The sequence below is a fragment of the Schumannella sp. GW821-FHT10F01 genome (genome assembly GCF_058809295.1).
In genome coordinates, this window is sequence record NZ_JBXASM010000001.1 from 561882 (window position 1) to 586079 (window position 24198).

At 73.2% G+C, this 24198-nt stretch carries 24 protein-coding genes; 17 read left to right on the forward strand and 7 right to left on the reverse strand.

The window, feature by feature from the left end; all coding sequences use genetic code 11:
- Complete coding sequence (locus AC1RSJ_RS02745) at positions 1-384, reverse strand: VOC family protein (RefSeq protein WP_493116794.1); 384 nt, start codon at positions 382-384, stop codon at positions 1-3.
- Between the two features lie 78 nt (positions 385-462).
- On the opposite strand from AC1RSJ_RS02745, the gene AC1RSJ_RS02750 reads away from it, so the two are divergent.
- Together AC1RSJ_RS02750 and AC1RSJ_RS02755 are read left to right on the forward strand one after the other, a co-directional pair.
- Entirely contained in the window at positions 463-924 is a 462-nt protein-coding gene (locus AC1RSJ_RS02750; RefSeq protein WP_493116795.1) for a helix-turn-helix transcriptional regulator, read from the forward strand.
- 9 nt (positions 925-933) lie between these two features.
- Positions 934-1338 carry a VOC family protein gene (locus AC1RSJ_RS02755; RefSeq protein ID WP_493116796.1) on the forward strand — a complete coding sequence of 135 codons (405 nt, stop codon included), beginning with the start codon at positions 934-936 and terminating at the stop codon, positions 1336-1338.
- A gap of 128 nt (positions 1339-1466) precedes the next feature.
- On the opposite strand, the gene AC1RSJ_RS02760 is transcribed toward AC1RSJ_RS02755, so the two are convergent.
- The 3 genes from AC1RSJ_RS02760 to AC1RSJ_RS02770 all read right to left on the reverse strand — a co-directional run bounded on the left by AC1RSJ_RS02760 (position 1467) and on the right by AC1RSJ_RS02770 (position 5793).
- On the reverse strand, positions 1467-1988 hold the full coding sequence (locus tag AC1RSJ_RS02760; RefSeq protein ID WP_493116797.1) for a DUF6609 family protein: 522 nt from the start codon (positions 1986-1988) through the stop codon (positions 1467-1469).
- A gap of 70 nt (positions 1989-2058) precedes the next feature.
- On the reverse strand, positions 2059-5007 hold the full coding sequence (locus tag AC1RSJ_RS02765; RefSeq protein WP_493116798.1) for a glycosyl hydrolase: 2949 nt from the start codon (positions 5005-5007) through the stop codon (positions 2059-2061).
- Positions 5008-5109: 102 nt separating this feature from the next.
- A complete protein-coding gene (locus tag AC1RSJ_RS02770) occupies positions 5110-5793 on the reverse strand; it encodes an SDR family NAD(P)-dependent oxidoreductase (RefSeq protein WP_493116799.1) in 684 nt (227 codons plus the stop codon).
- A 79-nt stretch (positions 5794-5872) separates the two neighbouring features.
- Between AC1RSJ_RS02770 and AC1RSJ_RS02775 the strand changes: the two genes are divergently transcribed.
- The 9 genes from AC1RSJ_RS02775 to AC1RSJ_RS02815 all read left to right on the forward strand — a co-directional run bounded on the left by AC1RSJ_RS02775 (position 5873) and on the right by AC1RSJ_RS02815 (position 15972).
- Positions 5873-6724 carry an NAD-dependent epimerase/dehydratase family protein gene (locus tag AC1RSJ_RS02775; protein ID WP_493116800.1) on the forward strand — a complete coding sequence of 284 codons (852 nt, stop codon included), beginning with the start codon at positions 5873-5875 and terminating at the stop codon, positions 6722-6724.
- 111 nt (positions 6725-6835) lie between these two features.
- A complete protein-coding gene (locus tag AC1RSJ_RS02780; RefSeq protein WP_493116801.1) occupies positions 6836-8029 on the forward strand; it encodes a Gfo/Idh/MocA family protein in 1194 nt (397 codons plus the stop codon).
- Between the two features lie 62 nt (positions 8030-8091).
- On the forward strand, positions 8092-9057 hold the full coding sequence (gene iolC, locus AC1RSJ_RS02785) for a 5-dehydro-2-deoxygluconokinase (protein WP_493116802.1): 966 nt from the start codon (positions 8092-8094) through the stop codon (positions 9055-9057).
- Entirely contained in the window at positions 9054-9956 is a 903-nt protein-coding gene (locus AC1RSJ_RS02790) for a Cgl0159 family (beta/alpha)8-fold protein (RefSeq protein ID WP_493116803.1), read from the forward strand. Before iolC ends, AC1RSJ_RS02790 begins: the two co-directional genes overlap by 4 nt.
- A 34-nt stretch (positions 9957-9990) precedes the next feature.
- A complete protein-coding gene (locus tag AC1RSJ_RS02795) occupies positions 9991-11493 on the forward strand; it encodes a CoA-acylating methylmalonate-semialdehyde dehydrogenase (protein WP_493116804.1) in 1503 nt (500 codons plus the stop codon).
- A gap of 23 nt (positions 11494-11516) precedes the next feature.
- A complete protein-coding gene (locus AC1RSJ_RS02800; protein ID WP_493116805.1) occupies positions 11517-12359 on the forward strand; it encodes a 5-deoxy-glucuronate isomerase in 843 nt (280 codons plus the stop codon).
- Positions 12360-12377: 18 nt separating this feature from the next.
- A complete protein-coding gene (gene iolD / locus AC1RSJ_RS02805; RefSeq protein ID WP_493116806.1) occupies positions 12378-14273 on the forward strand; it encodes a 3D-(3,5/4)-trihydroxycyclohexane-1,2-dione acylhydrolase (decyclizing) in 1896 nt (631 codons plus the stop codon).
- 60 nt (positions 14274-14333) lie between these two features.
- Positions 14334-15344: an inositol 2-dehydrogenase gene (gene iolG, locus AC1RSJ_RS02810; RefSeq protein WP_493116807.1), complete on the forward strand. Its 1011-nt coding sequence runs from the start codon at positions 14334-14336 to the stop codon at positions 15342-15344.
- Between the two features lie 49 nt (positions 15345-15393).
- The gene (locus AC1RSJ_RS02815; RefSeq protein ID WP_493116808.1) at positions 15394-15972 is read left to right on the forward strand and encodes a hypothetical protein; all 579 of its coding nucleotides are present in this window, start codon (positions 15394-15396) and stop codon (positions 15970-15972) included.
- Here AC1RSJ_RS02815 and AC1RSJ_RS02820 read toward each other — a convergent pair.
- Positions 15939-16694, reverse strand: coding sequence for a GntR family transcriptional regulator (locus AC1RSJ_RS02820; protein ID WP_493116809.1), 756 nt, complete (start codon positions 16692-16694; stop codon positions 15939-15941). The two genes, AC1RSJ_RS02815 and AC1RSJ_RS02820, sit on opposite strands and share 34 nt — an antisense overlap.
- Positions 16695-16837: 143 nt before the next feature.
- Here AC1RSJ_RS02820 and AC1RSJ_RS02825 point away from each other — a divergent pair, with 143 nt between their 5' ends.
- From AC1RSJ_RS02825 to AC1RSJ_RS02850, 6 genes are all read left to right on the forward strand, one after another.
- Positions 16838-17932, forward strand: coding sequence for a transaldolase family protein (locus tag AC1RSJ_RS02825; RefSeq protein WP_493116810.1), 1095 nt, complete (start codon positions 16838-16840; stop codon positions 17930-17932).
- Complete coding sequence (locus AC1RSJ_RS02830; protein WP_493116811.1) at positions 17929-18726, forward strand: TIM barrel protein; 798 nt, start codon at positions 17929-17931, stop codon at positions 18724-18726. Before AC1RSJ_RS02825 ends, AC1RSJ_RS02830 begins: the two co-directional genes overlap by 4 nt.
- A gap of 115 nt (positions 18727-18841) precedes the next feature.
- Positions 18842-19741 (forward strand): TIM barrel protein, encoded by a 900-nt coding sequence (locus AC1RSJ_RS02835; RefSeq protein ID WP_493116812.1) that lies wholly within the window; start codon positions 18842-18844, stop codon positions 19739-19741.
- Positions 19742-19784: 43 nt separating this feature from the next.
- Positions 19785-20750, forward strand: coding sequence for a sugar ABC transporter substrate-binding protein (locus AC1RSJ_RS02840; protein ID WP_493116813.1), 966 nt, complete (start codon positions 19785-19787; stop codon positions 20748-20750).
- A gap of 67 nt (positions 20751-20817) precedes the next feature.
- The gene (locus AC1RSJ_RS02845) at positions 20818-21861 is read left to right on the forward strand and encodes an ABC transporter permease (protein ID WP_493116814.1); all 1044 of its coding nucleotides are present in this window, start codon (positions 20818-20820) and stop codon (positions 21859-21861) included.
- Positions 21858-22730 (forward strand): ATP-binding cassette domain-containing protein, encoded by an 873-nt coding sequence (locus tag AC1RSJ_RS02850; protein WP_493116815.1) that lies wholly within the window; start codon positions 21858-21860, stop codon positions 22728-22730. Before AC1RSJ_RS02845 ends, AC1RSJ_RS02850 begins: the two co-directional genes overlap by 4 nt.
- Positions 22731-22770: 40 nt before the next feature.
- On the opposite strand, the gene AC1RSJ_RS02855 is transcribed toward AC1RSJ_RS02850, so the two are convergent.
- Positions 22771-23169: a hypothetical protein gene (locus AC1RSJ_RS02855; RefSeq protein ID WP_493116816.1), complete on the reverse strand. Its 399-nt coding sequence runs from the start codon at positions 23167-23169 to the stop codon at positions 22771-22773.
- On the reverse strand, positions 23166-24143 hold the full coding sequence (locus tag AC1RSJ_RS02860; RefSeq protein WP_493116817.1) for a glycoside hydrolase family 43 protein: 978 nt from the start codon (positions 24141-24143) through the stop codon (positions 23166-23168). The genes AC1RSJ_RS02855 and AC1RSJ_RS02860 overlap by 4 nt, the downstream gene beginning before the upstream one ends.
- Between the last annotated feature and the right edge of the window lie 55 nt (positions 24144-24198).

Here is a 24198-nt window from a genome sequence, read left to right on the forward strand (position 1 = left end):
TCACGCCGACGCCGCGGCGCGCTCCGCGGCGCTGCGCTGCACGCAGAGCTCGTAGCCGTCCGGATCGCGCAGGGTGGCCCACCCGGTGCCGTCGGGGCGGCGCTCGTCCGCCACCAGCTCGGCGCCGAGCGCGAGGAGCCGGTCGACCTCCTCGTCGCGAGTGCGGTCGTCGGCATCCACGTCGAAGTGGATGCGCGGCGCGAAGTCCGCGCCGTCCTCCGGCGGCTGGAACAGGAAACGCACCGCGACCGGCGCCGTGAAGTAGACCGTGACCGGGTCGCCGGGCAGGTTGGGATCGTCGGGATCCTCGGCGAGGGCGAGCACCTGCTGCCAGAACGCGCCGAGGGACTCGTGGTCGCGGCAGGTGATGTTGATCGCGGACATGCGAGAGCTCATGTGCCCAGCACACCAGGCCACCCGGTCGCCGTCGACCCCTGCGCCCGCCCGGTGCAGGATGGTCGCGTGCCGACCGACCTCGACGAGCTGCGCCGGCTGCGGCGCGCCCGCGACCGGATCGACCGGGAGTACGCGGATCCGCTCGACGTCGCCGCGCTCGCACGGACCGCGCTCATGTCGACGGCGCACTTCAGCCGGCGGTTCAAGGACGTCTACGCCGAGTCGCCGTACTCGTACCTGATGACCCGGCGCATCGAGCGCGCGAAGGCGCTCCTGCGCAATGCCGACCTCAGCGTGACGGAGGTCTGCATGGCCGTCGGCGCGACCAGCCTCGGCTCGTTCTCGGCGCGGTTCACCGAGCTGGTGGGCGAGACGCCGTCGGCGTACCGCGCCCGCGGGCACGAGGAACTGCGCGGGCTGTCCACGTGCCGGGCGATGGCGGTCACCCGCCCGAGGCGCATGCCGCCGGCGGCATCCGCTGCGATGTCGAGCAGGATCGGAGAAGCGACCCCGGAGGCCTCCGCCTAGTCTCGCCGCATGAGCGTCTCCATCAGCCACGTGCACATCTACGTCGACGACCCGGCCACGGCCGTCGGCTTCTACCGCGACACCCTCGGGTTCGAGGTCGTCAGCGAGGTCGAGAACGACGGGTTCCGCTGGATCGTGCTGCGGTCCGAGACCCAGCCCGAGATCCAGATCGTGCTGTCCCAGCCGCAGGCCGGCCGCTCGGCGGAGGACGGCGACGCGCTCGCCGCACTGCTCGCGAAGGGCGAGCTCGGCATGGTGCAGTTCCGGGCCGACGACCTCGACGCGACGTTCGAGAAGGTGGCCGCCTCGCCGGACGCCGACGTGGTCTCCGAGCCCGCCGACCAGTTCTGGGGCGCCCGGGACGCGGCGGTGCGCGACCCCGCCGGCAACATGATCCGCATCGAGCAGGCCTGACGCGGCACGTCATCAGCACCTTCATCGATTCGTGGGATCGGGGCGATCCGGAGTGCCGGAAGCGCCCCGATCGCACGAATCGATGACCGCCGGACGGAGCCGCGGGAGCCGGAGACCGGGGGATCGGCTCAGATCAGGCTGATCAGCACCATCGCGATGCCGGCGGCGACCTTGAGCAGGCCGTCGACCGCCCAGAACACGCGGACGTCGACCCGCTCCAGCCGGAGCCCGAGGGCCGCGTTCGCGATGCACACGAGTGCGAGGCCGCCGCAGATCGCGCCGTGGCTCGGCAGCAGGATGAGGAAGTGCACGCCGACGACGACGAGCATCCACAGCCAGAACCGCCGCGACCCGGTATCGGGGATCCGCCGCACGACGAGGTTGACCAGCAGGCCCTCCACGAGGAACGCGGAGCCGAGCACGACCCACTGCCAGGCGGCCGGGTAGCCGACGCCCGCGAACGCGAGCTTCGTGATGCCGAGCACGGCCATCGCGAGGATGCCGAGGGCGGCGCCGGCGATGAGCGCGATCGTGCGCCAGCGCCGGTCGCCGAGCGCGCCGACGACGATCCCGAGGCCGACGGCCGCGAGGAACGCCCCGCCCCCGCGCATGAGCGGGAAGAGCTCCGGCTGCTCCGCCAGCTCGTTCATCCGTCGACGGTAGACCGGGCGGTCCGCGGGTGACATCCGGGTGACCCCCGACCGGGGGCCGCCCGGCGGGTCAGGACCGGGTCTCGACGAGCACGCGCACCGGGCCGAGCAGGCCGTGCTCCCGCACCCGCGTCACGTGCGGGCCGCTCGGCAGTCCGAGCAGCTCGCGGGCGATGTCCGGCAGCTGGTCGTAGTAGCCGCGGGCGATGAGCCGGTTGTTCAGCGAGCTCGACACGCGCACCTCGAGGTCGACCGGGCCGACCCCGACCAGGTCGGTGATATCGACGACGGGCGCCGAGGTGTCCGCGCCGCGCGGCGCCGATCCGCCGACGCTGACGGAGGCGAGGCCGCCGCCCGTCGAGCCGAGGTCGAGCAGCACGCGGGCGCCGTCCGGCAGCTCGCCGAGGTCGACGGACGCGGTATAGCGCCCGACGCCGGACACCTCCGGCCCGACCTCCGCGAGCTCGCTCCACGGCGCGAGCGGACCGGGCGCCGCGGCGAGCTCGGTCACCGCGGTCGTCGGCCGCACCTCCCGCGTCACGTAGCCGAGCCCGCGGTCCTCGGTGAGCAGCTCGGGCTCGCCGGCGTCCCAGCTCTCCACGACGGCGGTCCAGCCGTCGACCGGGATCTCGCGCACGGTCGCCGCGACGGCCTCGCCGGCCGGTGCCTGCGACCGGTCCAGCGTGACGAGCGCGGTCTCGCCGGGCGCGAGCCGCAGGCGCACGAGCGTGGCGCCGCCCTCGGCACGGGCATCCGGATGCGGGCGGATGGCGCCGGTGCCGGCGTCGATCCGGTAGGCCGCGCCCTCACCGGGCAGCCGCACCTCGACCTCCGTCGGCTCGCCCGTCTCGTAGAGGAAGTGGTACAGGTACAGGTGCAGCAGGTCGCCCTCCTCGCGGAGGTACGAGAGCACCGACCGGTTCTCGGCCGTGAACTCCGCGCGGCCGGTCACGCCGAGGTCGCGCAGCGCCGCCACGGCGTCTGCGGGGGAGTCGACCTCGCGCACCGTCGGCAGGCTCGTCAGCTCCCGGATGGCGGCCGCCAGCTCGCCATCCCGTCCGTCGAGGCCCGGGGTCTGCGCCGCCGCGCGCTCGTGCACGATGTGCTCGTCCCGCAGCAGCAGCTTGAGCTCGCGGGCGCCGTGCACGAGCAGCACGCGGAGGCCGGCGCGCGCCCACTCGACGAGGTGGCGGGCGACGTCCGGGTCGAGCGACGACTGGAACACGATCACGGCCTGGTAGCCCGGTCCGTGCGGCTGCACGAGCCCGTCGACGAGCTCCACGTCGGGGTGCAGCAGCAGCGAGCCGTCGAGGAACTCGTAGGTCCAGCCCGCATCCTGCATGCCGAGGTCCTGCCACCAGTGGTTCTGGCGGTCGCGCATCCACATCCGGCCGTAGGCGTCCTCGTCGAGGATGCGCTCGCCGTCCGGTCCGACGAAGACGAAGCCGGACAGGTTGTCGGTGAAGTGGTCCGTGCGCAGGATGCCGACGTCGATGCGGGGCTCGCCGCGCCGCAGCACGTGCTGGAGCCGGCCGATCCGGTCGTTCCAGAGCGGGTAGAACTCCGCGCCGGGCTGCCGGGTGTCGAAGCGCTCGCTGAACATCGGCCACATGCCCTCGTGGCCCGGCCACTCGGTCACGCCCTCGGCGCCGGCCGTGCTCGCCCAGCCGTGCAGCACCGTCTTCGTGATGCCGGCGGCGAGCTGGGTCGCGATCATCTGGTCGTAGAACCGGTGGTCGAGCATGTGGTTGCGCGTCGTCGCCCCGGTCTCCGACGAGTACTGCTTGCCGAACAGGTGCGCCGGACCGCCGAGCAGCCGGTAGGCGTCGATCTGCGAGCCGAACTCGAGCGACTCGGTCTCGATGCCGTCGACCTCCGGACCGGGCCGGGTCAGCTCGAACGGCAGGCCGTAGCTGATCTCGGAGCGCAGCAGGATGCCGTTCTCGTGCAGGAACGCCGCGAACGGCCGCAGCATGTTCTCGATGTAGAGGTCGGTGAGCGTGCGCACCACGTCGAAGCGCACCTTCTCGACGTCCGTCTCCCGGCCCGCGACCGGCGCGTTCCGGTACTCGGTGGACGCGGCCATCATCTGGTAGCTGCGCACGACGAACGGCAGCCAGGGGGTGAGGTCGTAGCCGCGGCGGCGGCGGAACTCCTCGGCGACCGACGGACCCCAGAGGATGCCGCCCTGCCCCCAGGTGGAGAGCTCGAGCGAGTCCATGTACATCTGCGCGCGCGGGTTCTGCTCGACCTGGGCCCGGAGCTCGGGCGTCAGCACGACCGTGCTCCAGTAGTCGATGACGGCGTCGGCCCCGGCGCGCTCGAGGTAGTTGACGGTCCAGTTGACGGAGGCGGAGGGCGACGCCGTCTGACCGGTGCCGTGCAGCCAGAAGACGAAGACGCGCCAGCGCGACCCGGCCGGCGCCTGCCAGTCCAGCTCGCCGTCGACGACGTGCACGGTGAGGTCGAGCACGCGGTCCGGGTCGAGCACGACGCCGCCGGCGGTCTCGCCCTCGATCGGCGCGGCGACGACGGCGAGCAGGCGCTGGTCGTGGATCGCGCCGCGCTCGCCGGGGATGATGTGGTCGGTCGGCACGGCCTCGAGGTCGACGCGCGGGAGCGGACCGCTGCGGCGGGCTCCGCCGTCCAGGTCCTCGATCGTGAGGTCGAGCTCCTGCGCCGCGGCCGGATGGTCGGCGTCGATCGTCGGCAGGTTCGCGTTCGACCAGTTCGTGCCCGACGTGAAGCTCACCGACATGCCGCGTCGGGTCGTCTCCTCGACGACGATCTGCGAGTCGTGCACCCACTCCTCGGAGCCCCAGCCGTAGCGTGCGTGGTCGATCGCGCCCTCGTCCATGGCGAGGAACTCCATGCCGCCGAAGCCGAGTGCGTGCGCGGCCTCGATCTCGCGACGCAGCGTGGCGTCGGTGTGGAGGCCCTCGGCGAGCCACCAGCGCAGCTCGGGCCGGAACTCGATCGCGGGCTTCCGGATCGCGTCGGCGAGGTCGTCGATGCTCATGCGCGCACTCCCTTGTACGTGGACGGTGAGGTCACGCTAGGGCACACCGTTGGAACGTTTCAAGACCCGACGGGATGTCGTGGTGCGGCGGGGCGATCCCGGCTAGAGGATGGCGCCGCGGACGCGGTGGCCCGCGGCGATGTCCTGACCGCTGACCGCGGCCGACCGGGGCGAGGCGAGGAAGGCGATGACGTCGGCGATCTGGTCGGGGCTCGACTCGCCGCCGCGGCCCTGGCCGACCTCCGCCGACGGCTCGTCCGTCACGCCGCCGGGGCTCACGGTCGTGACCGTCACGCCGCTGCCGGCGACGGCGTCCGCCAGATTCTTCGCGGCGATGATCAGCGCGGCGTTCCGCACCGAGCCCACGATCGTGCCGGTGAGGTAGCCGTTCTGCCCGGCGACGCCGACGATCCGGCCGTACCCGGCCTCGCGCATGACCGGGAGGGCCGCGTTCGCGAGTCGGAGGAAGACGAGCGACTTCGCGTCGATGCCCTCGAGCACCGCCTCCGGATCGGTGCTGCGGGCCGGATCGAGCGTCTGCGCCGGCGGTGCCGCGGTGACGACGAGCGCGTCGAGGCGCCCGTGCCGGGCGAGCACCTCGGCGACGGCGGCGCGGGCCGAGTCGTCGTCGAGGCCGTCGAGCTCGACGTCGTCGGGACCGCCCGGATGCCGGGAGGCGGCGACGACCGTCGCCCCCTCAGCGCGGAGCCGGTCGACGACCGCCCGCCCGATGTAGCCGGTGCCGCCGGCGACCAGTGCGACGCGTCCTTCGAGGCCGAGATCCATGACCGCCACGCTAGCCCGGCGCGGCGACACCTGTCGGCGCTAGCGTGGTCGCGACCACACGGCGAAGGAGCTGGATTCGATGCGGATCGTCATCACGGGAGCGGGCGGCAACGTCGGGCGCGGCGTCGCCCCGAAGCTGCTGGATGCGGGTCACAGCGTGGTGCTGTCGGACCTGCCGGGCGTCGGCGGGTTCGATCCGCGGGCGGAGGTCGCGCCGGCGGACGTGCGCGAGCCGGGCTCGCTCGACGCGGTGCTCGAGGGCGCGGACCTGCTGCTGCACCTGCCGGCCTGGCACGGCATCCACTCCGGCGAGCGCACCGAGGCCGAGTTCTGGTCGCTCAACCTCGACGGCACGGTCTCGGCGCTGCAGTCGGCGGTCGCCGCCGGCGTGCACCGCGTGGTCTGGCTCTCGTCGCAGGCGATCCACAACCCGTGGGACAAGTACGGCTTCACGAAGGTGATCGGCGAGCAGGTGCTCGAGTACACCCGCCGCGCCCACGACCTCACGACCGTCGCGGTGCGCCCCGGCAGCTTCACGCCGTGGACCGGCTGGGTCGAGGGCTACGGCCGCGACCTGCTCTACGGCCGCGTCGACCGGGAGGACGTGCTCGACGCCGTCGTGCTCGGCGTCGACTGGGCCGGGGCGAACGAGGGCTCGCTCGTGATCGACGCGGTGCAGCCGGACTCGTTCTCCGACGACGACCTCGCGGGCTGGTCCGCCGATCCGATCGGCACGCTCGACCGCGTCTTCCCCGGCTCGCGCGACGTAGTGGAGCGCTTCGGCATCGACGTGTCGCGAGCGCCGGAGCGCCCGAACACGGGCGGCTGGACCGAGGCGGGCTACCGCCCGTCGCGCGACTTCGGCACCTGGGTGCGCGAGGTGTCCGCCGCGTCGGACGACGAGGTCGCCGCCCGCACCCCGGGGTACTGACCGCCGCGACGGGCCGCGGGCGCGGCCCCGGTTGACTCCCCGCCGTTTGTCAGTACATTAGGTCAAGCCGGCCCATCGGGCGCCGGCGATGGCGAGGCGGAGGAGCAGGCCGTGGCGGCAGCCGAGGGGACGACGGCGTCCCGGGACGAGATCCGGGTCGGGGTCGTCGGGTTCGGATGGATGGGCCGCGTGCACGCGCAGGCCTACACGCGCATCGCGCACCACTACCCGGACGGGCCGCGGGTGCGGCTCGTCGCGATCGCGGACGACGTGCCCGGTCGCGCCGCCGAGGCCGCCGCGAGGTTCGGCGCCGAGATCGCCGTCGAGGACTGGCGCGATCTGCTCGCCGACGACCGGATCGACGCGCTGAGCATCACGACGCCGAACTTCCTGCACCGCGAGATCGCCATCGCCGCCGCGGAGGCCGGGAAGCACGTCTGGATCGAGAAGCCGGTCGGGGTCGGCGCCGAGGATGCGCGGGCCGTGGCCGCGGCGATCGAGCGGGCCGGCGTGCGGGCCGCCGTCGGCTTCAACTACGCCGTCGCGCCGGCCGTGGAGGCCGCGCTCGCGCTGCTCGCGGACGGGGCGATCGGCGACGTCGCCACCGCCGCCGTCCGGTTCGCGAGCGACTACGCCGCGGATCCCGCCGGCGCCTTCACCTGGCGCTACGAGCAGCGCCGTGCGGGCCACGGCGTGCTGCCGGATCTCGGCTCGCACGCGATCGACCTCGTCCGCCGGCTCGTCGGCGAGCCCGTGCAGGTGCTGGGCGAGAGCTCGATCCTCATCCCGACCCGGCTGCGTCCGGACGGCGCGACGACCGGCCACCAGCTCGCCGCGACCGGCACGCCGACCGCTGTCGAGAACGAGGACTGGGCCGCGGCGATCCTGCGCTTCGCCGGTCCGGCGCGTGCCACGCTCGAGGTCAGCCGCGTCGCCGTCGGGCGGCAGAACGACTACGGCTTCACCGTGCAGGGTTCGACGGGCTCGCTCGCCTGGGACTACCGGCGGATGGGCGAGCTGCAGATCGCGGACTCCGGTGCGAACGAGGCGCCCGTCCGCACCGTGCACGTCGGCGTGGGCGCCGGCGACTTCGGCCGATTCCAGCCGGGGGCCGCCAACCCGATGAGCTACGACGACCTCAAGGTGATCGAGGCGGAGCGGTTCGTGCGGTCCATCGCGGACGGCACGGCGCCGGGCGCGAGCCTCCACGACGCGGTCCGCGCCGCAGAGATCGCCGACGCGATCGCGGCGTCCGCGGCCTCCGGCTCGTGGACGGACACCGTCGCATCTTTGTCAGTACATTAGGCCAAGCAACGTGCTAGCGTTGGACGCACGATGATCCGCCCCCGGGACGAGGACGTACCCCGATGACACCGCACCGCTCCGCGACCACCTTCGACCTGCTCACCATCGGGCGCGTCGGCGTGGACATCTACCCGCTGCAGGACGGCGTCGGCCTCGAGGACGTGCAGACGTTCGGCAAGTACCTCGGCGGCAGCGCGACGAACGTCGCCGTCGCCGCCGCGCGGCACGGCCTCGCGAGCGCCGTCATCACCCGCACCGGCGACGACCCGTTCGGCCGCTACGTGCACCAGGAGCTCGTGCGGCTCGGCGTCAGCGACGAGTTCGTCGCCCCGGTCTCCGGACTCAACACCCCGGTCACGTTCTGCGAGATCTTCCCGCCCGACGACTTCCCGCTCTACTTCTACCGGGCGCCGATCGCGCCGGATCTCGTCATCGCCGCGAAGGACCTCGACCTCGACGCGATCTACCGCGCGAAGATCTTCTGGGCGACCGTGACCGGCCTGTCGCAGGAGCCGAGCCGCAGCGCGCACTTCACCGCCTGGGAGGCCCGCGCCCGCCGCGGCCACACCGTGCTCGACCTGGACTACCGCCCGATGTTCTGGGCGCGGCCGGACGAGGCGTCCGGCCAGGTGGCGCGCGCGCTCGAGCACGTGACCGTCGCGATCGGCAACCGCGAGGAATGCGAGGTCGCGGTCGGCGAGACCGATCCGCACCGCGCCGCGGACGCGCTGCTCGAGCGCGGCGTCGAGCTCGCGATCGTGAAGCAGGGGCCGCGCGGCGTGCTCGCCAAGACGCGCGACGAGACCGTCGAGGTGCCGCCGTACCCCGTGCAGGTCGTCAACGGGCTCGGCGCCGGCGACGGCTTCGGCGGCGCGATCGCCCACGGCCTCATCGAGGGCTGGTCGCTCGAGCGGATGCTGCGCTTCGCGAACGTCGCGGGCGCCATCGTCGCCGGCCGCCGTGAGTGCTCGACGGCCATGCCGACCTCCGCCGAGGTCGAGGCGCTCCTCGCCGGAGCCGCCTCGTGACCGCGCTCGGGCCGGAGGACTTCGCCCGGCTGCGCGAGACCCGTGCGCTGGCGCCCGAGCGGATCGCCGACGCGCTCGCCCGCCGCCCGCGCCGCGATCTGCTCGGGGACGACCGTCGCCTCTTCATCGTCGCGGCCGATCATCCGGCCCGCGGCGCGCTCGGCGTGCGGGGCGACGGCTCCGCCATGGCCTCCCGCTACGGCCTGCTCGAGCGCCTCGCGGTCGCCCTGGGCAACCCGGCCGTCGACGGGGTGCTCGGCACGCCCGACATCCTCGACGACCTCGCCGCCCTCGGCCTGCTCGAGGGGCGGATCGCCGTCGGCTCGATGAACCGCGGCGGCCTCCGCGGTGCCGCGTTCGAGATGGACGACCGCTTCACCGCCTATCGCGCCGAGGGTGCGCGCGCGGCCGGCCTCGACATGCTCAAGACCCTCGTGCGCATCAACCTGGCCGACCGGGCGACCGCGCCGACCCTCCAGGCGAACGCCGAGGCCGTCACCGCCGCCGCGGCCGAGGGCGTGCCGATCATGCTCGAGCCCTTCATCAGCGAGTGGCGCGACGGCCGCATCGGCAACGACCTCTCCGCCGACGCCGTCGTGCTCTCCGCCGCCATCGCGGCCGGGCTCGGCTCGACCAGTGCGTACACCTGGCTGAAGCTGCCCGTCATCGACGACATGGAGCGCGTCATGGAGGCGACCACGCTGCCGACGCTGCTGCTCGGCGGCGATCCGGACTCCGCGCCCGACGAGACCTACGCGGGCTGGGAGCGCGCGCTCGCGCTGCCGGGCGTGCGCGGGCTCGTGGTGGGCCGCACCCTGCTCTACCCTGCGGACGACGACGTCGCCGCGGCCGTCGACACCGCCGCCCGACTCGTGCACCGCACCGTCGCCGCCCGCTGATCACCAGCCACCACCGAAGGAACCGAGGCAGACCATGACCGACACGGCACTGAAGACCGTCAACCACTGGATCGGCGGCGCCGAGGTGGCGAGCACCTCCGGCCGCACCGCGCCCGTCTACGACCCGGCGCTCGGTGTGCAGACGAAGCACGTCGCGCTCGCCTCGCAGGAGGAGATCGACGCGGCCGTCGCGGCCGCCGAGGCCGCGTTCCCGGGCTGGCGCGACACCCCGATCTCGAAGCGCCAGGGCGTCATCTTCCGCTTCCGCGAGCTGCTCAACGCCCGCAAGGGCGAGCTCGCCGAGATCATCACGAGCGAGCACGGCAAGGTGCTCTCGGATGCCGGCGGCGAGGTCGCCCGCGGCCTCGAGGTCGTCGAGCTCGCGACCGGCTTCCCGCACTTCCTCAAGGGCGGCCACTCCGAGAACGTCTCGACCGGCGTCGACGTCTACTCGCTGAAGCAGCCGCTCGGCGTGGTCGGCATCATCAGCCCCTTCAACTTCCCGGCCATGGTGCCGATGTGGTTCTTCCCGATCGCGATCGCGGCCGGCAACACGGTCGTGCTGAAGCCCTCCGAGAAGGACCCGTCGGCGGCGCTCTGGATGGCGGAGCTGTGGAAGGAGGCCGGCCTCCCGGACGGCGTCTTCAACGTGCTGCAGGGCGACAAGCTCGCGGTGGACGGCCTGCTGAACGCGCCGGAGGTGCGCAGCATCTCGTTCGTCGGCTCGACGCCGATCGCCCAGTACATCTACGAGACCGCGGCGCGGAACGGCAAGCGCGTGCAGGCCCTCGGCGGCGCGAAGAACCACATGCTCGTGCTCCCGGACGCCGACCTCGACCTCGTCGCCGACTCGGCGATCAACGCGGGCTTCGGCTCCGCGGGCGAGCGCTGCATGGCGGTCTCGGTCGTGCTCGCCGTCGAGCCGATCGCCGACGACCTCATCGCGAAGGTGTCCGAGCGGATCGGCCGGCTGCGCATCGGCGACGGCCGCCGCGAGCCCGACATGGGTCCGCTCGTGACGGGGCAGCACCGCGACAAGGTCGCCTCGTACATCGACGTCGCAGCCGCGGACGGCGCGACCGTCGTGGTCGACGGCCGCGGCGTGCAGGCGGACGGCGAGGCCGACGGCTTCTGGCTGGGCCCGACCCTGCTCGACAACGTGCCGACGACCTCGCGCGCCTACACCGAGGAGATCTTCGGACCGGTGCTCTCGGTCGTGCGCGTCGCCTCCTACGAGGAGGGCGTCGAGCTCATCAACTCCGGCGCGTTCGGCAACGGCACGGCGATCTTCACGAACGACGGCGGCGCCGCGCGGCGGTTCCAGAACGAGGTGCAGGTCGGCATGATCGGCATCAACGTGCCGATCCCGGTGCCGGTCGGGTACTACTCGTTCGGCGGCTGGAAGCAGTCGCTGTTCGGCGCGAACAAGGCGTACGGCCCGGCGGGCTTCGACTTCTTCACGCAGGAGAAGGCGGTCACCTCGCGCTGGCTCGACCCGAGCCACGGCGGCATCAACCTCGGCTTCCCGCAGAACTGATCGCGACGGGTGACGGCAGCGGCATGACGGACTGGTTCTCGCGACGGGGCGAGCTCGCCCGCGACGGGTGGGACGTCGTCGTCGACGACTCGATCGAGGGCTGGGCGCACACCGGTCTGCGGGTCGGCTCCGGCGACCTCGTGCTGCCCGCCGGCGCCCTCGAGCGGATGATCGTGCCGCTCGAGAACGACGTGGTCGTCGAGAACGCCGAGGGCGAGGTGCGGCTCGCGGGCCGGGCCTCCGTGTTCGCGGGTCCCGCCGATGCGCTGTACCTGCCCGTCGGCGCCGCCGCGACGGTGCATGCGCCGGGGCGCGTCGCGATCGCGGAGGCGCCGGTGCCGGCCGGCACCGCACCGCTGCCGCTGCAGGTCATCCGCGCCGCCGACGTGCCCGTCGAGCACCGCGGGGGTGGGGCGTCGTCGCGCGTCGTGCGCAACTTCGGCCTGCCCGGCGCGCTCGACGCCGCGAAGCTGCTCGTCTGCGAGGTCATCACGCCGGCAGGCAACTGGTCGGGCGTGCCGCCGCACAAGCACGACGAGGCCGGCGACACCGAGACCCGGCTCGAGGAGATCTACTTCTTCGACCTCGCGGTCGCGGAGGGCCTCGCCGCCACCGCCGCGCCCGGCGCCGATCCGATCGGGGTCTTCGCCGCGTACGACTCGCCCGGGCACCCGATCGACCTGGTCGAGCTGGTGCGACCCGGCGACGTCGCGCTGATCCCGCACGGCTTCCACGGTCCCGCCGGGGCGATGCCGGGCTACGACCTCTACTACCTCAACGTCATGGCCGGTCCCGACGAGGGCCGCGCCTGGCGCATCACCGACGATCCCGCGCACGCGTGGATCCGCGACACCTGGAGCTCCTGAGACATGACGACGCGACGGATGACGGTCGGCCAGGCGCTGATCGAGTTCCTGGCGAACCAGTGGACGGTCGACGGCGACCACCGCGAGCGCACGATCGCCGGCACGTTCGGCATCTTCGGCCACGGCAACGTGGCCGGCGTCGGGCAGGCGCTGAAGCAGCTCAACGTCGAGCAGCCCGACCTGATGCCGTACCACCAGGCCCGCAACGAGCAGGCGATGGTGCATCAGTCGGTCGGCTACGCGCGGATGCACCGCCGGCTCGGCACGTTCGCCTCCGCCGCGTCCGTCGGCCCCGGTGCCGCGAACCTGCTCACCGGCGCCGCCCTCGCGACGGCGAACCGGCTGCCGGCGCTGCTGCTGCCGTCCGACACCTTCGCGACGCGCGTCGCCGACCCGGTGCTGCAGCAGCTGGAGCTGCCGCACGATCCGGGCATCCAGGTCACGGATGCGTTCCGCCCGCTGTCGCGCTTCTTCGACCGCGTGCAGCGGCCGGAGCAGCTGTACTCGATCGCGCTCGGCGCGCTGCGCGTGCTCACCGACCCGGCCGAGACCGGCGCCGTGACGATCGCGCTGCCCGAGGACGTGCAGGCGGAGGCGCTCGACGTGCCCGTCGAGTTCCTCCAGCCGCGCGAGTGGCACCTGCGCCGTCCGCTGCCGGAGCGCGGCGCGCTCGCCCGGGCCGTGGCCGCCATCCGGGCCGCGAAGCGCCCGCTCATCGTCGCCGGCGGCGGCGTGCTCTACTCCGCCGCCGAGCAGCAGCTCCGCGCGCTCGTCGAGGCGACCGGCATCCCGGTCGGCACCTCGCAGGCCGGCGGCGGCGTGCTCGACTGGGACCACCCGCAGAACCTCGGCGGCATCGGCGCGACCGGCACGCTCGCCGCGAACCGCCTCGCCGCGGACGCGGACGTCGTGATCGGCATCGGCACGCGCTACAGCGACTTCACGACGGCCTCGCGGACGGTCTTCCAGGACCCCGGCGTCACCTTCGTCAACATCAACGTGGCTTCGTTCGACGCCTACAAGCACGGCTCGCAGCTCCCGGTGATCGCGGATGCGCGCGAGACGCTCGTCGCCCTGCTGGAGGAGCTCGCCGGCTTCCGCGTCGACGCGGCGTTCGAGCGCCGGTACGGCTCCGAGATCGCGGAGTGGACCCGCACCGCGGATGCGGCGCTCGCGCCGACCGGCGCCGAGCGCCCCGGCCAGCCGGAGATCATCGGGGCGGTGCAGCGCGCCGCCGATCCCCGCGACGTCGTGGTGCAGGCCGCCGGATCGCTGCCGGGCGACCTGCACAAGCTCTGGCGCGTGCGCGACCCGCTCGGCTACCACGTGGAGTACGCCTTCTCGACGATGGGCTACGAGATCGCCGGCGGGCTCGGCGTGAAGCGGGGCGCCGAGGCGTCCGGCGATGACCGCGACGTCATCGTCATGGTCGGCGACGGCTCGTACCTCATGCTCCACACCGAGCTCGTGACGGCGGTCGCGGAGGGCATCAAGATCATCGTCGTGCTCATCCAGAACCAGGGCTACGCGTCGATCGGCCACCTGTCGGAGACGATCGGCTCCGAGCGGTTCGGCACGAAGTACCGCAGCTACGATCCGGCCGCCCGCAACTTCCAGGGCGAGCAGATCCTCCCGGTCGACCTCGCCGCGAACGCCAGGAGCTACGGCGTCGAGGTGATCGAGATCGCCCCGGGACCGGATGCGTCGGCGCGGCTGTCGGCCGCCGTCGCGCAGGCGAAGGCGTCGACCGCGTCCACGCTGATCCACATCGAGTCCGACCCGCTCGTCTACGCGCCGGACAACGCCGGATGGTGGGACGTGCCCGTCGCCGAGGTCGCCACCCTGCCGAGCACCACCGCCGCGCGGGCGGAGTACGAGGAGCAGCGCCGCGCGCAGCGCCCGCTGCTCGGCTGAGTCCGGCCGATCCGACCCCGACCCGTCCGCGCCGCGGACGTCGACCCCTGAGGAGACCCCATGCTGAGATTCGGCCTCATCGGCGCCGGCCGCATCGGCCGCGTGCACGCCCGCTCGCTCGCCGCGCACCCCGGCGCCGAGCTCGTGCTCGTCGCCGACCCGGTGCCGGGCGCCGCCGACGCGCTCGCCGCCGAGCACGGCGCTGCCGCGACGACCACGGTCGACGACGTGTTCGACGCCGGCCGCATCGACGCGGTCATCATCGGCTCGCCCACCCCGTTCCACGTCGAGCAGATCCTTGCAGCCATCGCCGCCGGGCAGGCCGCGCTCGTCGAGAAGCCGGTCGACCTCGACCTCGCACGGGTCGACGACGCGCTGGCGCGGATCGGCGACGGCGGCGACCGGGTGATGGTCGGCTTCAACCGGCGGTTCGATCCCGGCTTCGCCGAGATCCGCGCCCGGGTGGACGCCGGCGAGATCGGGCCGGTCGAGCAGGTGACGATCATCAGCCGCGACCCGGCCCCGCCGCCGCTGGCCTACCTCGCGCAGTCGGGCGGGCTGTTCCGCGACATGGCCATCCACGACCTCGACATGGCGCGGTTCCTGGTCGGCGAGATCGACGAGGTGTCGGCGGTCGGGCAGCGCCTCGACCCGGACACGGTCGCCGACGGCGACATCGACGGCGCCGTGACGACGCTGCGCGCGGCCTCCGGCGCGGTCGTGACGATCGTCAACTCGCGGCACAGCTCGGCCGGCTACGACCAGCGGCTCGAGGTGTTCGGCCCGCGAGGGATGCTGTCGGCGGAGAACCACACGGCCACCGCGGTCCGGTTCGCCGGCGCCGGGGTCTCGGGTGCCGCCGGTGCGTACCTCGACTTCTTCCTCGAGCGCTACGCGCTCGCCTATCGCGCCGAGCTCGACGCGTTCGTCGCCGCGATCACGGCGGGGGAGCGGGTGCCGACGACGCTGCGTGACGGACGCGAGGCCCTGCTGCTCGCCGACGCGGCGGACCGGAGCGCCCGCACGGGTGTCCGCGAGTCGATCGCCGAGCGGCGGAGCCCGGCGGTCTGAGCGCGCGAGCCCGTCCGCCGGCGCGTCCGGACTCGGGCACCATGGGACCATGCGCCTGCCCTGGAGGCGCCGGCGCGTGAACGTCGGCCGGTACGTCGATCCGCCGACCGCCGCGGAGGCGCCGCTCGCGCGCGTGATCGAGGAGAGCCTGCTCGTGGCCGACGCCGCGGTGCGGCTCGCCATCCGCAACGGCATCGTCATCTCGGCGCTGCGCGACGGACTCGACTACGACCCGCTGCGCGCGAGCACGTCGGCGCGACGCCGGTTGCGGGAGCTCGCGGCGGAGCAGACGGCGGACGCCGAGCGGATTGAGCGCCGGCTGCTGCCGCTCAGCGCCGACGGTCCGCGCCAGTCGCGGCGCGCGGCGATGCTGCGCGGGCTCGCGCTCGAGCTGGAGCGCCGCGCGGCGAACCCCGCCGCGGTCGGGGATCTCGTCGAACGCGCGCGCCTCGACGCCGCCGACGACATGGGCCGAGCGCTCGAGCCGCGGCTGCCGTTCGTGCCGGAGCCGGCGGACGACGACGGGCACGCCGAGCGGCTCGCCGCGCTCGCCGCGGAGCTCGCCGCGCTGCTCCCGCCGGATGCCGAGACGGATCAGCGGTCGACGAGCGTGACCTCGAACGAGTAGCGGTCCGGCCGGTAGCAGTGGTGGCCGGCCTCGACGGCGACGCCCGCGTTGTCGTAGGCGACGCGGTCCATCGCGAGCACGGCGTCGTGGCGCTTGATCTCGAGCAGCTTCGACTCGTCGACCGTCGCGGCCCGGGCGCCGATGCGCTGCTGGGCGACCCGGAACGTGACGCCCCGGCTGCGCATGAGCTGGTACAGCCCGAACTCCTCGAGCTCCTCGCGGCCGAAATCGGTGTACGGCTCGGGGAGCGAGTTCTCCAGGATCGCGAGGGGCACGCCGTTCGCGATCCGCAGGCGGCGCAGGTGCAGGATCGGCGCCTCCGGATCGACGCCGAGCCGCTCGGCGGTGTCGCCGGCCACACGGATCTCGTGCTCGAGCAGCCGGGTCTCCGGCTTCTGGTCGGAGCCGGAGAGGTCCTCCCACAGGCTGGTGAGCTCCATCTTGCGGCTCACCGCGCCGTGCACGACCTGGGTGCCGATGCCGCGGCGGCGCACGACGAGGCCCTTGTTCACGAGCTCCTGGATGGCGCGGCGGATCGTGGGGCGCGACAGGCCGAGGCGGTCGGCGAGGTCGAGCTCGTTGTCGATGCGGGTGCCGGGGGGCACGGTGCCGTCCGCGATCGCCGCCTCGATGCGGCTGGCCACCTGGTAGTACAGCGGGATCGGACCGGAGCGGTCGATGTCCATGAACAGGCTCAGGGGCAGGGTCGGCGTCGACGCCATCGGCTGATCTCCTCGGGTCTGACTTTGTGCTGACGATAACAGCAGGCGACCGGGATCTGGCGTCCGGGATAAAATGTCAGTACATTGGTACATGGCGATCGGATCCCGGTCGCCCGCGACGACGCGGAAGGCGGAGCACCCCCATGACCCTCACCGGACCGGAGCTCGAGACCCTCCCGCCGCTGGCCCGGGCGGCGGCCACGACGGCGACCGCCCTCTGGAACGACTCGGCCGATCCGGAGGAGCTCGCCCGCTCGATCGGGTTCGGCGCAGTCGGGGCGACCTGCAACCCGGTGATCGCGTACACCGTGATCTCCTCGCACCTCGACGTCTGGGTGCCGAGGCTCCGCGCGCTCGCCGCGCGGCATCCGACCGCGGGGGAGGCCGAGCTCGGCTGGCTCGCCGTCGAGGCGCTGTCGGTCGAGGCCGCGGCGCTGCTCGAGCCGATCTTCCGCGAGCACCGGGGCCGCAACGGCCGGCTGTCGGTGCAGACCGATCCGCGGCTGCACCGCGACGCGGACGCGCTCGTGGCGCAGGCCATGCACTTCGACTCGCTGGCGCCGAACATCATCGTCAAGATCCCCGCCACCCGGGTCGGCATCGAGGCGATCGAGGAAGTCACCGCGCGCGGCGTCAGCATCAACGCGACCGTGTCGTTCACAGTGCCGCAGGCCGTCGCCGTGGGCGAGGCGGTCGAGCGCGGGCTCGCCCGCCGCGAGGCCGACGGCCACGACACCGCCGAGATGGGCCCGGTCGTCACGATCATGGGCGGGCGGCTCGACGACTGGCTCAAGCACACCGTCGCGCGCGACCGCGTGCTCATCGACCCCGGGGCGCTCGAGTGGGCCGGCGTCGCCGCGCTCAAGCGCGGCTACGAGATCTTCCGCGAGCGCGGCTTCCGGTCGCGCATCCTCTCCGCCGCCTTCCGCAACCACATGCAGTGGTCCGAGCTCGTCGGGGGCGATCTCGTCGTCTCGCCGCCGTTCGACTGGCAGCTGCGCATCAACGAGAACCCGCTCGGCGCAGAGCCGCGGATCGACACCCCGGTCGACCCGCGCATCGTCGCGACGCTGCTCGAGCGCGTGCCGGACTTCCGCCGCGCCTACGAGCCGGATGGGATGACGATCGACGAGTTCGAGGACTTCGGCGCCACCCGCCGCACCCTCCGGCAGTTCCTCGAGGCGGACGCGCAGCTCGACGCGCTCGTCCGCGACGTGCTCGTGCCCGACCCCGCATGAGCGGAACGGGCGCCGCCGTGCGCTACCGCCTCGCCGCGACGGCCGAGATGCTCTTCCTCGACCGGCCCGTGCTGTGGCGCGTCGAGCACCTGCACGAGCGCGGCTTCGAGGTCGAGATCTGGGACTGGAGCGGCAAAGACCTCCCGGCGCTCGCCGCCACCGGCGCGGTGTTCTCCTCGATGACCGGCTATCTCGAGGGCGACCTCGTCACGGACGACGGCATCGCCGCGCTGCTCGCCACGGCCCGCCGCTCGCTCGAGGCGGCCGCCGTCATCGACTCGCCGCGACTCAACCTGCACGGCACCGGACTCGGACCCGGCGGGCTGCCGGTGCGGCCCGGCGAGCTGACCGGGGCACGCGAGCGGCTGCGCGCACTCGACACCCTGCGCCGCATCGCCGAGCTCGGCGAGGAGGGCGGGCGCGTCTTCACGCTCGAGAACCTCAACACGCGCGTCGACCATCCGGGCACGCCGTTCGCGTCGGCGGCCGACACGATCGCGCTCGTCGGCGCCGTCGACAGCCCGGCGCTGCGGCTCAACCTCGACCTGTACCACGCGCAGATCGGGGAGGGCGATCTCATCTCGACCGTGCGCACGGCGCTGCCCTGGATCGGCGAGATCCAGGTGGCCGACGTGCCGGGGCGCCTCGAGCCTGGCACGGGCGAGATCCGCTATCCCGCCATCGCGCAGGAGCTCGTCCGGCTCGGCTACGACGGCGTCGTCGCGCTCGAGGGGGGCGCGAGCGGCGATCCGGATGCCGCGCTCGACGCGTTCCGGACGGCCTTCTCACCCTGATCCCTCGTCTTCCAGCACAGGATGACAGTATGTGCGAACAAATGCTTGACACTCGACCGGGACCCGGTCACACTCGACCCGACATCGCCGTCGGAACACGGAGGACACGAGCTCGATGACGACCGACACCGCCGCCCAGGCCCGCATCGCCGCCGCCCCCATCTCCTGGGGCGTCAGCGAGGTGCCCGCCTGGGGCCACCAGCTCGACGCGGACGCCGTGCTCGCCGAGATGGCCGAGGCCGGCCTCGCCGCGACCGAGTTCGGTCCGGACGGGTTCCTGCCCTCGGACCCGGCGGCGGCGCGCGACCTGCTGGCCGGCGCCGGCCTCCGCGCGATCGGCGGCTTCGTGCCGGTCGTGCTCCACGACCCGGCGGTCGACGTCGTCGCCGAGATCGACGGCTTCCTCGAGCGCTGCCGGATCACCGGCGCCGACGTGCTCGTGCTCGCGGCGGCGACCGGCCTCGACGGCTACGACGCGCGTCCCGAGCTCGACGACGCGCAGTGGCGCACCCTGCTGGCCAACCTCGACCGCCTGCGCGAGCACGCCGCCGCGTCCGGGGTGCTCGCCACCGTGCACCCCCACATCGGCACGATGATCGAGACCGGCGAGCACGTCGACCGCATCGTCGCCGGCTCGGCCATCGGCATCTGCCTCGACACGGGCCACCTGCTCGCCGCCGGCTCAGACCCGGCCGCCGTCGCCGCCCGGCACGCGGCCCGGGTCGCGCACGTGCACGTTAAAGACGTGGACGGCGCCCTCGCCGCGCGCGTCGCCGACGGCTCCCTGCCCTTCTCCGACGCCATCACCCTCGGCCTGTTCGTGCCGGCCGGCCAGGGGGACGTCGACGTGGACGGCATCGTCCGCACCCTCGAGCGCGCCGGCTTCACCGGCTGGTATGTGCTCGAGCAGGACATCAAGCTCGCGGGCCCGCCCGCGCCCGGTGCGGTGCTCGCAGCCGTCACCGCGAGCCGCGACGCGGTCGTCGCGGCCCTCGCCGTCCCCACGGCCCCCTGAACCCCCGCCCGCGGGCGGGACCCACCGAGAGGAACCCCACACCATGAAGAGACTGCTCACCGCGGTCGGCATCGTCGCCGCCGCCGGGCTGCTCCTCGCCGGCTGCAGCGGCACCGGCCAGGAGTCCGAGGGCGCATCGAAGAACACCAAGGACATCACGTACGCCGTGATCACCCACTCCGGCCCCGGCGACGCGTTCTGGGACCGCGTCAAGTCCGGCGCCGAGCGCGCGGGCGGCGACTACGGCGTCAAGGTCACCTACAACGCGGACCCCGATCCGGCGAAGCAGTCGCAGCTCATCGACAACGCGGTCGCCCAGAAGGTCGACGGCATCGTCGTCTCGATGGCCAACCCGGACGGCGTCGAGTCGAGCGTGAAGAAGGCCGTCGCGGCCGGCATCCCGGTCGTGACCATCAACTCCGGCCTCGAGCGCTCCGCCGAGTTCGGCGCGTTCACCCACATCGGCCAGAGCGAGACGGTCGCCGGCCAGGAGGTCGGCAAGCAGCTCAAGGGCCTCGGCTGGAAGAACGCGCTCTGCGTGATCCAGGAGGCGGGCAACGTCGGCCTCGAGGACCGCTGCAAGGCGGCCGCCTCGACGATGGGCGCGACTCTGTCGAACCTGCAGGTCGACGGCACCAACGACTCCGAGGTGAAGGCCACCATCAAGTCGAAGCTCGAGGCCGACGACTCCATCGACGGCGTGCTCACGCTCGGCGGCCAGTACGCGATCGACGCGGTCGGCGCCGTCGGCGAGTCCGGCTCGAAGGCCCAGGTGGCCACGTTCGACCTCTCCGAGGACGTCGTGAGCGACATCGAGGACGGCAAGATCGCCTTCGCGGTCGACCAGCAGCCCTACGTGCAGGGCTTCCTCGGCGTCACCGCGCTGTACCTGAAGTCGATCAACGGCAACGTCATCGGCGGCGGCCAGCCGGTCTACTCCGGCCCCGCCTTCATCACGAAGGACAACGCCGCCGAGGTCGCGAAGTACGCCAAGCAGGGCACCCGCTGACCCTCGTCCTCCCGCCGGGCGGCCGCGCACCGCAGCGCGGCCGGCCGGCCCCACGGAAAGGAACCCCGTGACCACGACCGACATCGTGACGGCCGCCACCCGGCGTCCGCTCGACCGCAGCCGCATCGTGCGGCTGTTCACGAGACCGGAGATCGGCGCCCTCGTGGCCGCGATCGCGGTGCTCGTCTTCTTCTCCGTCTACACGGGCCGCTTCCTCTCGCTCGCGGGCGCGGGCGTCTGGCTCGAGTCGGCGTCGACGTTCGGCATCATGGCGGTCGCCGTCGCGATGCTCATGATCGGCGGCGAGTTCGACCTCTCCGCCGGCGTCATGACCGGCTTCAGCGCCCTCATCGTCGGCGTGCTCACCACGCACTACGGCCTCAACATCTGGGTCGCGGTGCTCGTGTCGCTCGTGGTCGTGCTCGCCGTCGGCGCGCTGAACGGCTACCTCGTGATGCGCACCGGGCTGCCGAGCTTCATCGTGACGCTCGGCACCTTCTTCGTGCTCGCCGGCATCGACCTCGCGGTCACGAAGCTCATCACCGGGCAGGTGTCGATCCAGGGCATGACGAAGGTGCCGTTCTACGACTCGATCCAGCCGCTGTTCGGCACCTCGATCACGATCGGCGGCGGCACGTTCTACGTGTCGGTGCTGTGGTGGATCGTCGTCACGATCATCGCGACCTGGGTGCTGCTGCGCACGCGCGCCGGCAACTGGATCTTCGCCGTCGGCGGGGCGCAGACCTCGGCGCGGCAGATCGGCGTGCCGGTGCTGCGCACGAAGGTCGGCCTGTTCATGACGACCGCCGGCGCGGGCTGGCTGGTCGGCATGATCTCGCTCTTCCGCACCTCGACGGTGCAGGCGAACACCGGCGTCGGGCAGGAGTTCATCTACATCATCTGCGCCGTCGTCGGCGGCTGCCTCCTCACCGGCGGCTACGGCTCCGCGGTCGGCGCGGCCCTCGGCGCGCTGATCTACGGCATGACGTTCCAGGGCATCACGTTCGCGCAGTGGGACACCAACTGGCTGCGCACGTTCCTCGGCGCCATGCTGCTCGGCGCGGTGCTGCTGAACCACATCGTCCGGCTGCGGGCGGGAGGCTCGCGATGAGCGCCGCGACGGCCGCCGCGCCGGCGCTCGTCGAGGCCCGCGGCATCGGCAAGCGCTACGGCGCGGTGAGCGCGCTCCGCGACGTCTCGACCGTCGTCCGCGCCGGCGAGGTCACCTGCGTCCTGGGCGACAACGGCGCCGGCAAGTCGACGTTCATCAAGATCCTCGCCGGATCGCACCAGCCCTCCGACGGCGAGCTGCTCGTCGACGGCGAGCCGACGACGTTCGCCTCGCCCCGTGCCGCCCTCGACGCGGGCATCGCGACGGTCTACCAGGACCTCGCGGTGGTGCCGCTCATGCCGGTGTGGCGCAACTTCTTCCTCGGCTCCGAGCCGACGCGGGGTGTCGGCCCGTTCCGGCGGCTCGACGTGAAGGCGATGAAGTCGACGACCTACGAGGAGCTCGCGCGCATGGGCATCGAGCTCCGCGACGTCGACCAGCCCATCGGCACCTTGTCGGGCGGCGAGCGGCAGTGCGTCGCGATCGCGCGGGCCGTGTACTTCGGCGCCCGCGTGCTCATCCTCGACGAGCCGACCGCCGCGCTCGGCGTCAAGCAGTCCGGGGTGGTGCTGCGCTACATCGCCCGGGCCCGCGACCGCGGTCTCGGCGTCGTGTTCATCACGCACAACCCGCACCACGCCTATCCGATCGGCGACCGGTTCATGCTGCTGCAGCGCGGCGCGAGCCTCGGCACCTTCTCGAAGGCGGAGCTGAGCCTCTCGGATCTCACCGCGATGATGGCGGGCGGCGCGGAGCTCGACGACCTGGCGCACGAGCTGGAGCGCGAGCTCGGCGCCGACTCGGAGCTCGCCCGCGAGGTCCGCACCGACGCGGCGCCGTCTCCGGTCGCGGACGCGGGACGCGCCTGAGACCGGATGCGGCCGTCCGGACGGGCGGCCGCATCCGGCCTCAGCGCAGCAGGTCGTCGAACACCGCGAGCGGCACGAGCCCGTCGGCCAGCCGGCGCAGCTCCGGATCCAGCGCGATGAGCGCGTCCGCCTGCAGCCGCGTGACCGCGACGTACTCGGCGGGCGCCGTCTCCGGCCAGTCCTGCTCCTCCGCGACCTTCCAGGCGGTCGCGCGCGACACCCGGTCGCCGAGCAGGCGGATGCGCTGGCCGGCGAGCCCCTCGAGCAGCTTCCGGCCCTCGGCCCGGCTCAGCGCACCCGACCGGGTCTCGGCGTGCAGGAGCTGCAGCGCCTGGGATCGGAGCAGCGCGGGCGCGACGAGGCGATGCGCCGCCGCCGGCACGAGGCCCTCGCGGGCGAGGCGGATCGCGGTCGGGGCATCGATCACGTAGCGGGTCATGCGGAGCGCGCGTCGCCCGAGGGCAGCGGGATGCGCACGCCGCGTCCGATCGGCGGGCCGAGCACCGGGAAGCCGTCCGCGTCCCAGGCCACCGGCTGCAGGTGGATCTCGCGGTCCGATCCGCAGCTGCCGTCCGGGGTGCGCACGGCGTGGAACGCGTTCCAGGTCTCGGTGCCGTCCGGCGACGGGAAGAACGCATTGTGGCCGGTGCCGTAGATGCCGGCCGCGTCGTCGCGGCGCAGCAGCGGCTCGGGGTGCTTCGTCCACGACGCCGGGTCCATCAGGTCGGCGTGCTCGTCTGCGCTGAGCAGGCCGAGCGCGTAGTCGGGGGTCCAGCATCCGGACGCCGAGTAGGTGAGCAGCACGCGGCCCTCGCGCACGAGCACGGCCGGGCCCTCGTTGACGAGCACGCCGATGTCGCCGACCGAGCGCTCCCACTCGAGCTCCGGCGTCGAGATGACGACGCGCGGGCCGGTCGTTCGGGTGAGGCCGTCCAGCCGCGCCAGGAAGATGTCCTGCCGGCCGTTGACGTCGCCCTCCCAGCCCGACCACGACACGTAGCGAGCCCCGCCCGCGTCGAACACGGTGCAGTCGATCGCCCACTTGCCGTCCGGCAGCTCGAGCTCGCCGAGCCAGCGGTAGGGGCCGGCCAGCTCGTCGGCCTCGAGCACGTAAGTGCGGTGGTTCACGTTGTCGCCGTCGTCGGCCGCGACGTAGACGACCCACCGGCCGTCGAGGTGATGGATCTCCGGCGCCCACCACTCGCAGCACGGCGAGCCGTCGCGGCCGCCCTCCCACAGCGTCACCGGCTCCGCGTCCGCGAGCGTGAGGAGGGAGTCGGAGCTGCGCAGCTGCACGCCGACGCCGCCGGACTGCACCAGGTGGTAGCGGCCGCCGTCCACCACGATGTACGGGTCGGCCCCGCGGCCGAGTGCGGGGTTGGCGAACGTGCCGGGCTCGTCGTCGAGATCCATGCCGCCAGTCTGCCGGATGCGCGGGTCGCGCCGCGTCCGCACCGGCGTAGCGTGT

Bases quoted from the DNA above. Each gene is read 5' to 3' on its own strand.
- iolC (WP_493116802.1), top strand. From the start codon at position 8,092: ATGACACCGCACCGCTCCGCGACCACCTTCGACCTGCTCACCATCGGG.
- AC1RSJ_RS02850 (WP_493116815.1), top strand. From the start codon at position 21,858: ATGAGCGCCGCGACGGCCGCCGCGCCGGCGCTCGTCGAGGCCCGCGGC.
- AC1RSJ_RS02770 (WP_493116799.1), bottom strand. From the start codon at position 5,793: ATGGATCTCGGCCTCGAAGGACGCGTCGCACTGGTCGCCGGCGGCACC.
- AC1RSJ_RS02775 (WP_493116800.1), top strand. From the start codon at position 5,873: ATGCGGATCGTCATCACGGGAGCGGGCGGCAACGTCGGGCGCGGCGTC.
- AC1RSJ_RS02760 (WP_493116797.1), bottom strand. From the start codon at position 1,988: ATGAACGAGCTGGCGGAGCAGCCGGAGCTCTTCCCGCTCATGCGCGGG.
- AC1RSJ_RS02825 (WP_493116810.1), top strand. From the start codon at position 16,838: ATGACCCTCACCGGACCGGAGCTCGAGACCCTCCCGCCGCTGGCCCGG.
- AC1RSJ_RS02820 (WP_493116809.1), bottom strand. From the start codon at position 16,694: ATGGCGTCGACGCCGACCCTGCCCCTGAGCCTGTTCATGGACATCGAC.
- AC1RSJ_RS02800 (WP_493116805.1), top strand. From the start codon at position 11,517: ATGACGGACTGGTTCTCGCGACGGGGCGAGCTCGCCCGCGACGGGTGG.
- AC1RSJ_RS02840 (WP_493116813.1), top strand. From the start codon at position 19,785: ATGAAGAGACTGCTCACCGCGGTCGGCATCGTCGCCGCCGCCGGGCTG.
- AC1RSJ_RS02765 (WP_493116798.1), bottom strand. From the start codon at position 5,007: ATGAGCATCGACGACCTCGCCGACGCGATCCGGAAGCCCGCGATCGAG.
- AC1RSJ_RS02795 (WP_493116804.1), top strand. From the start codon at position 9,991: ATGACCGACACGGCACTGAAGACCGTCAACCACTGGATCGGCGGCGCC.
- AC1RSJ_RS02745 (WP_493116794.1), bottom strand. From the start codon at position 384: ATGTCCGCGATCAACATCACCTGCCGCGACCACGAGTCCCTCGGCGCG.
- AC1RSJ_RS02830 (WP_493116811.1), top strand. From the start codon at position 17,929: ATGAGCGGAACGGGCGCCGCCGTGCGCTACCGCCTCGCCGCGACGGCC.
- AC1RSJ_RS02815 (WP_493116808.1), top strand. From the start codon at position 15,394: ATGCGCCTGCCCTGGAGGCGCCGGCGCGTGAACGTCGGCCGGTACGTC.
- AC1RSJ_RS02755 (WP_493116796.1), top strand. From the start codon at position 934: ATGAGCGTCTCCATCAGCCACGTGCACATCTACGTCGACGACCCGGCC.
- iolD (WP_493116806.1), top strand. From the start codon at position 12,378: ATGACGGTCGGCCAGGCGCTGATCGAGTTCCTGGCGAACCAGTGGACG.
- AC1RSJ_RS02855 (WP_493116816.1), bottom strand. From the start codon at position 23,169: ATGACCCGCTACGTGATCGATGCCCCGACCGCGATCCGCCTCGCCCGC.
- AC1RSJ_RS02860 (WP_493116817.1), bottom strand. From the start codon at position 24,143: ATGGATCTCGACGACGAGCCCGGCACGTTCGCCAACCCCGCACTCGGC.
- AC1RSJ_RS02835 (WP_493116812.1), top strand. From the start codon at position 18,842: ATGACGACCGACACCGCCGCCCAGGCCCGCATCGCCGCCGCCCCCATC.
- iolG (WP_493116807.1), top strand. From the start codon at position 14,334: ATGCTGAGATTCGGCCTCATCGGCGCCGGCCGCATCGGCCGCGTGCAC.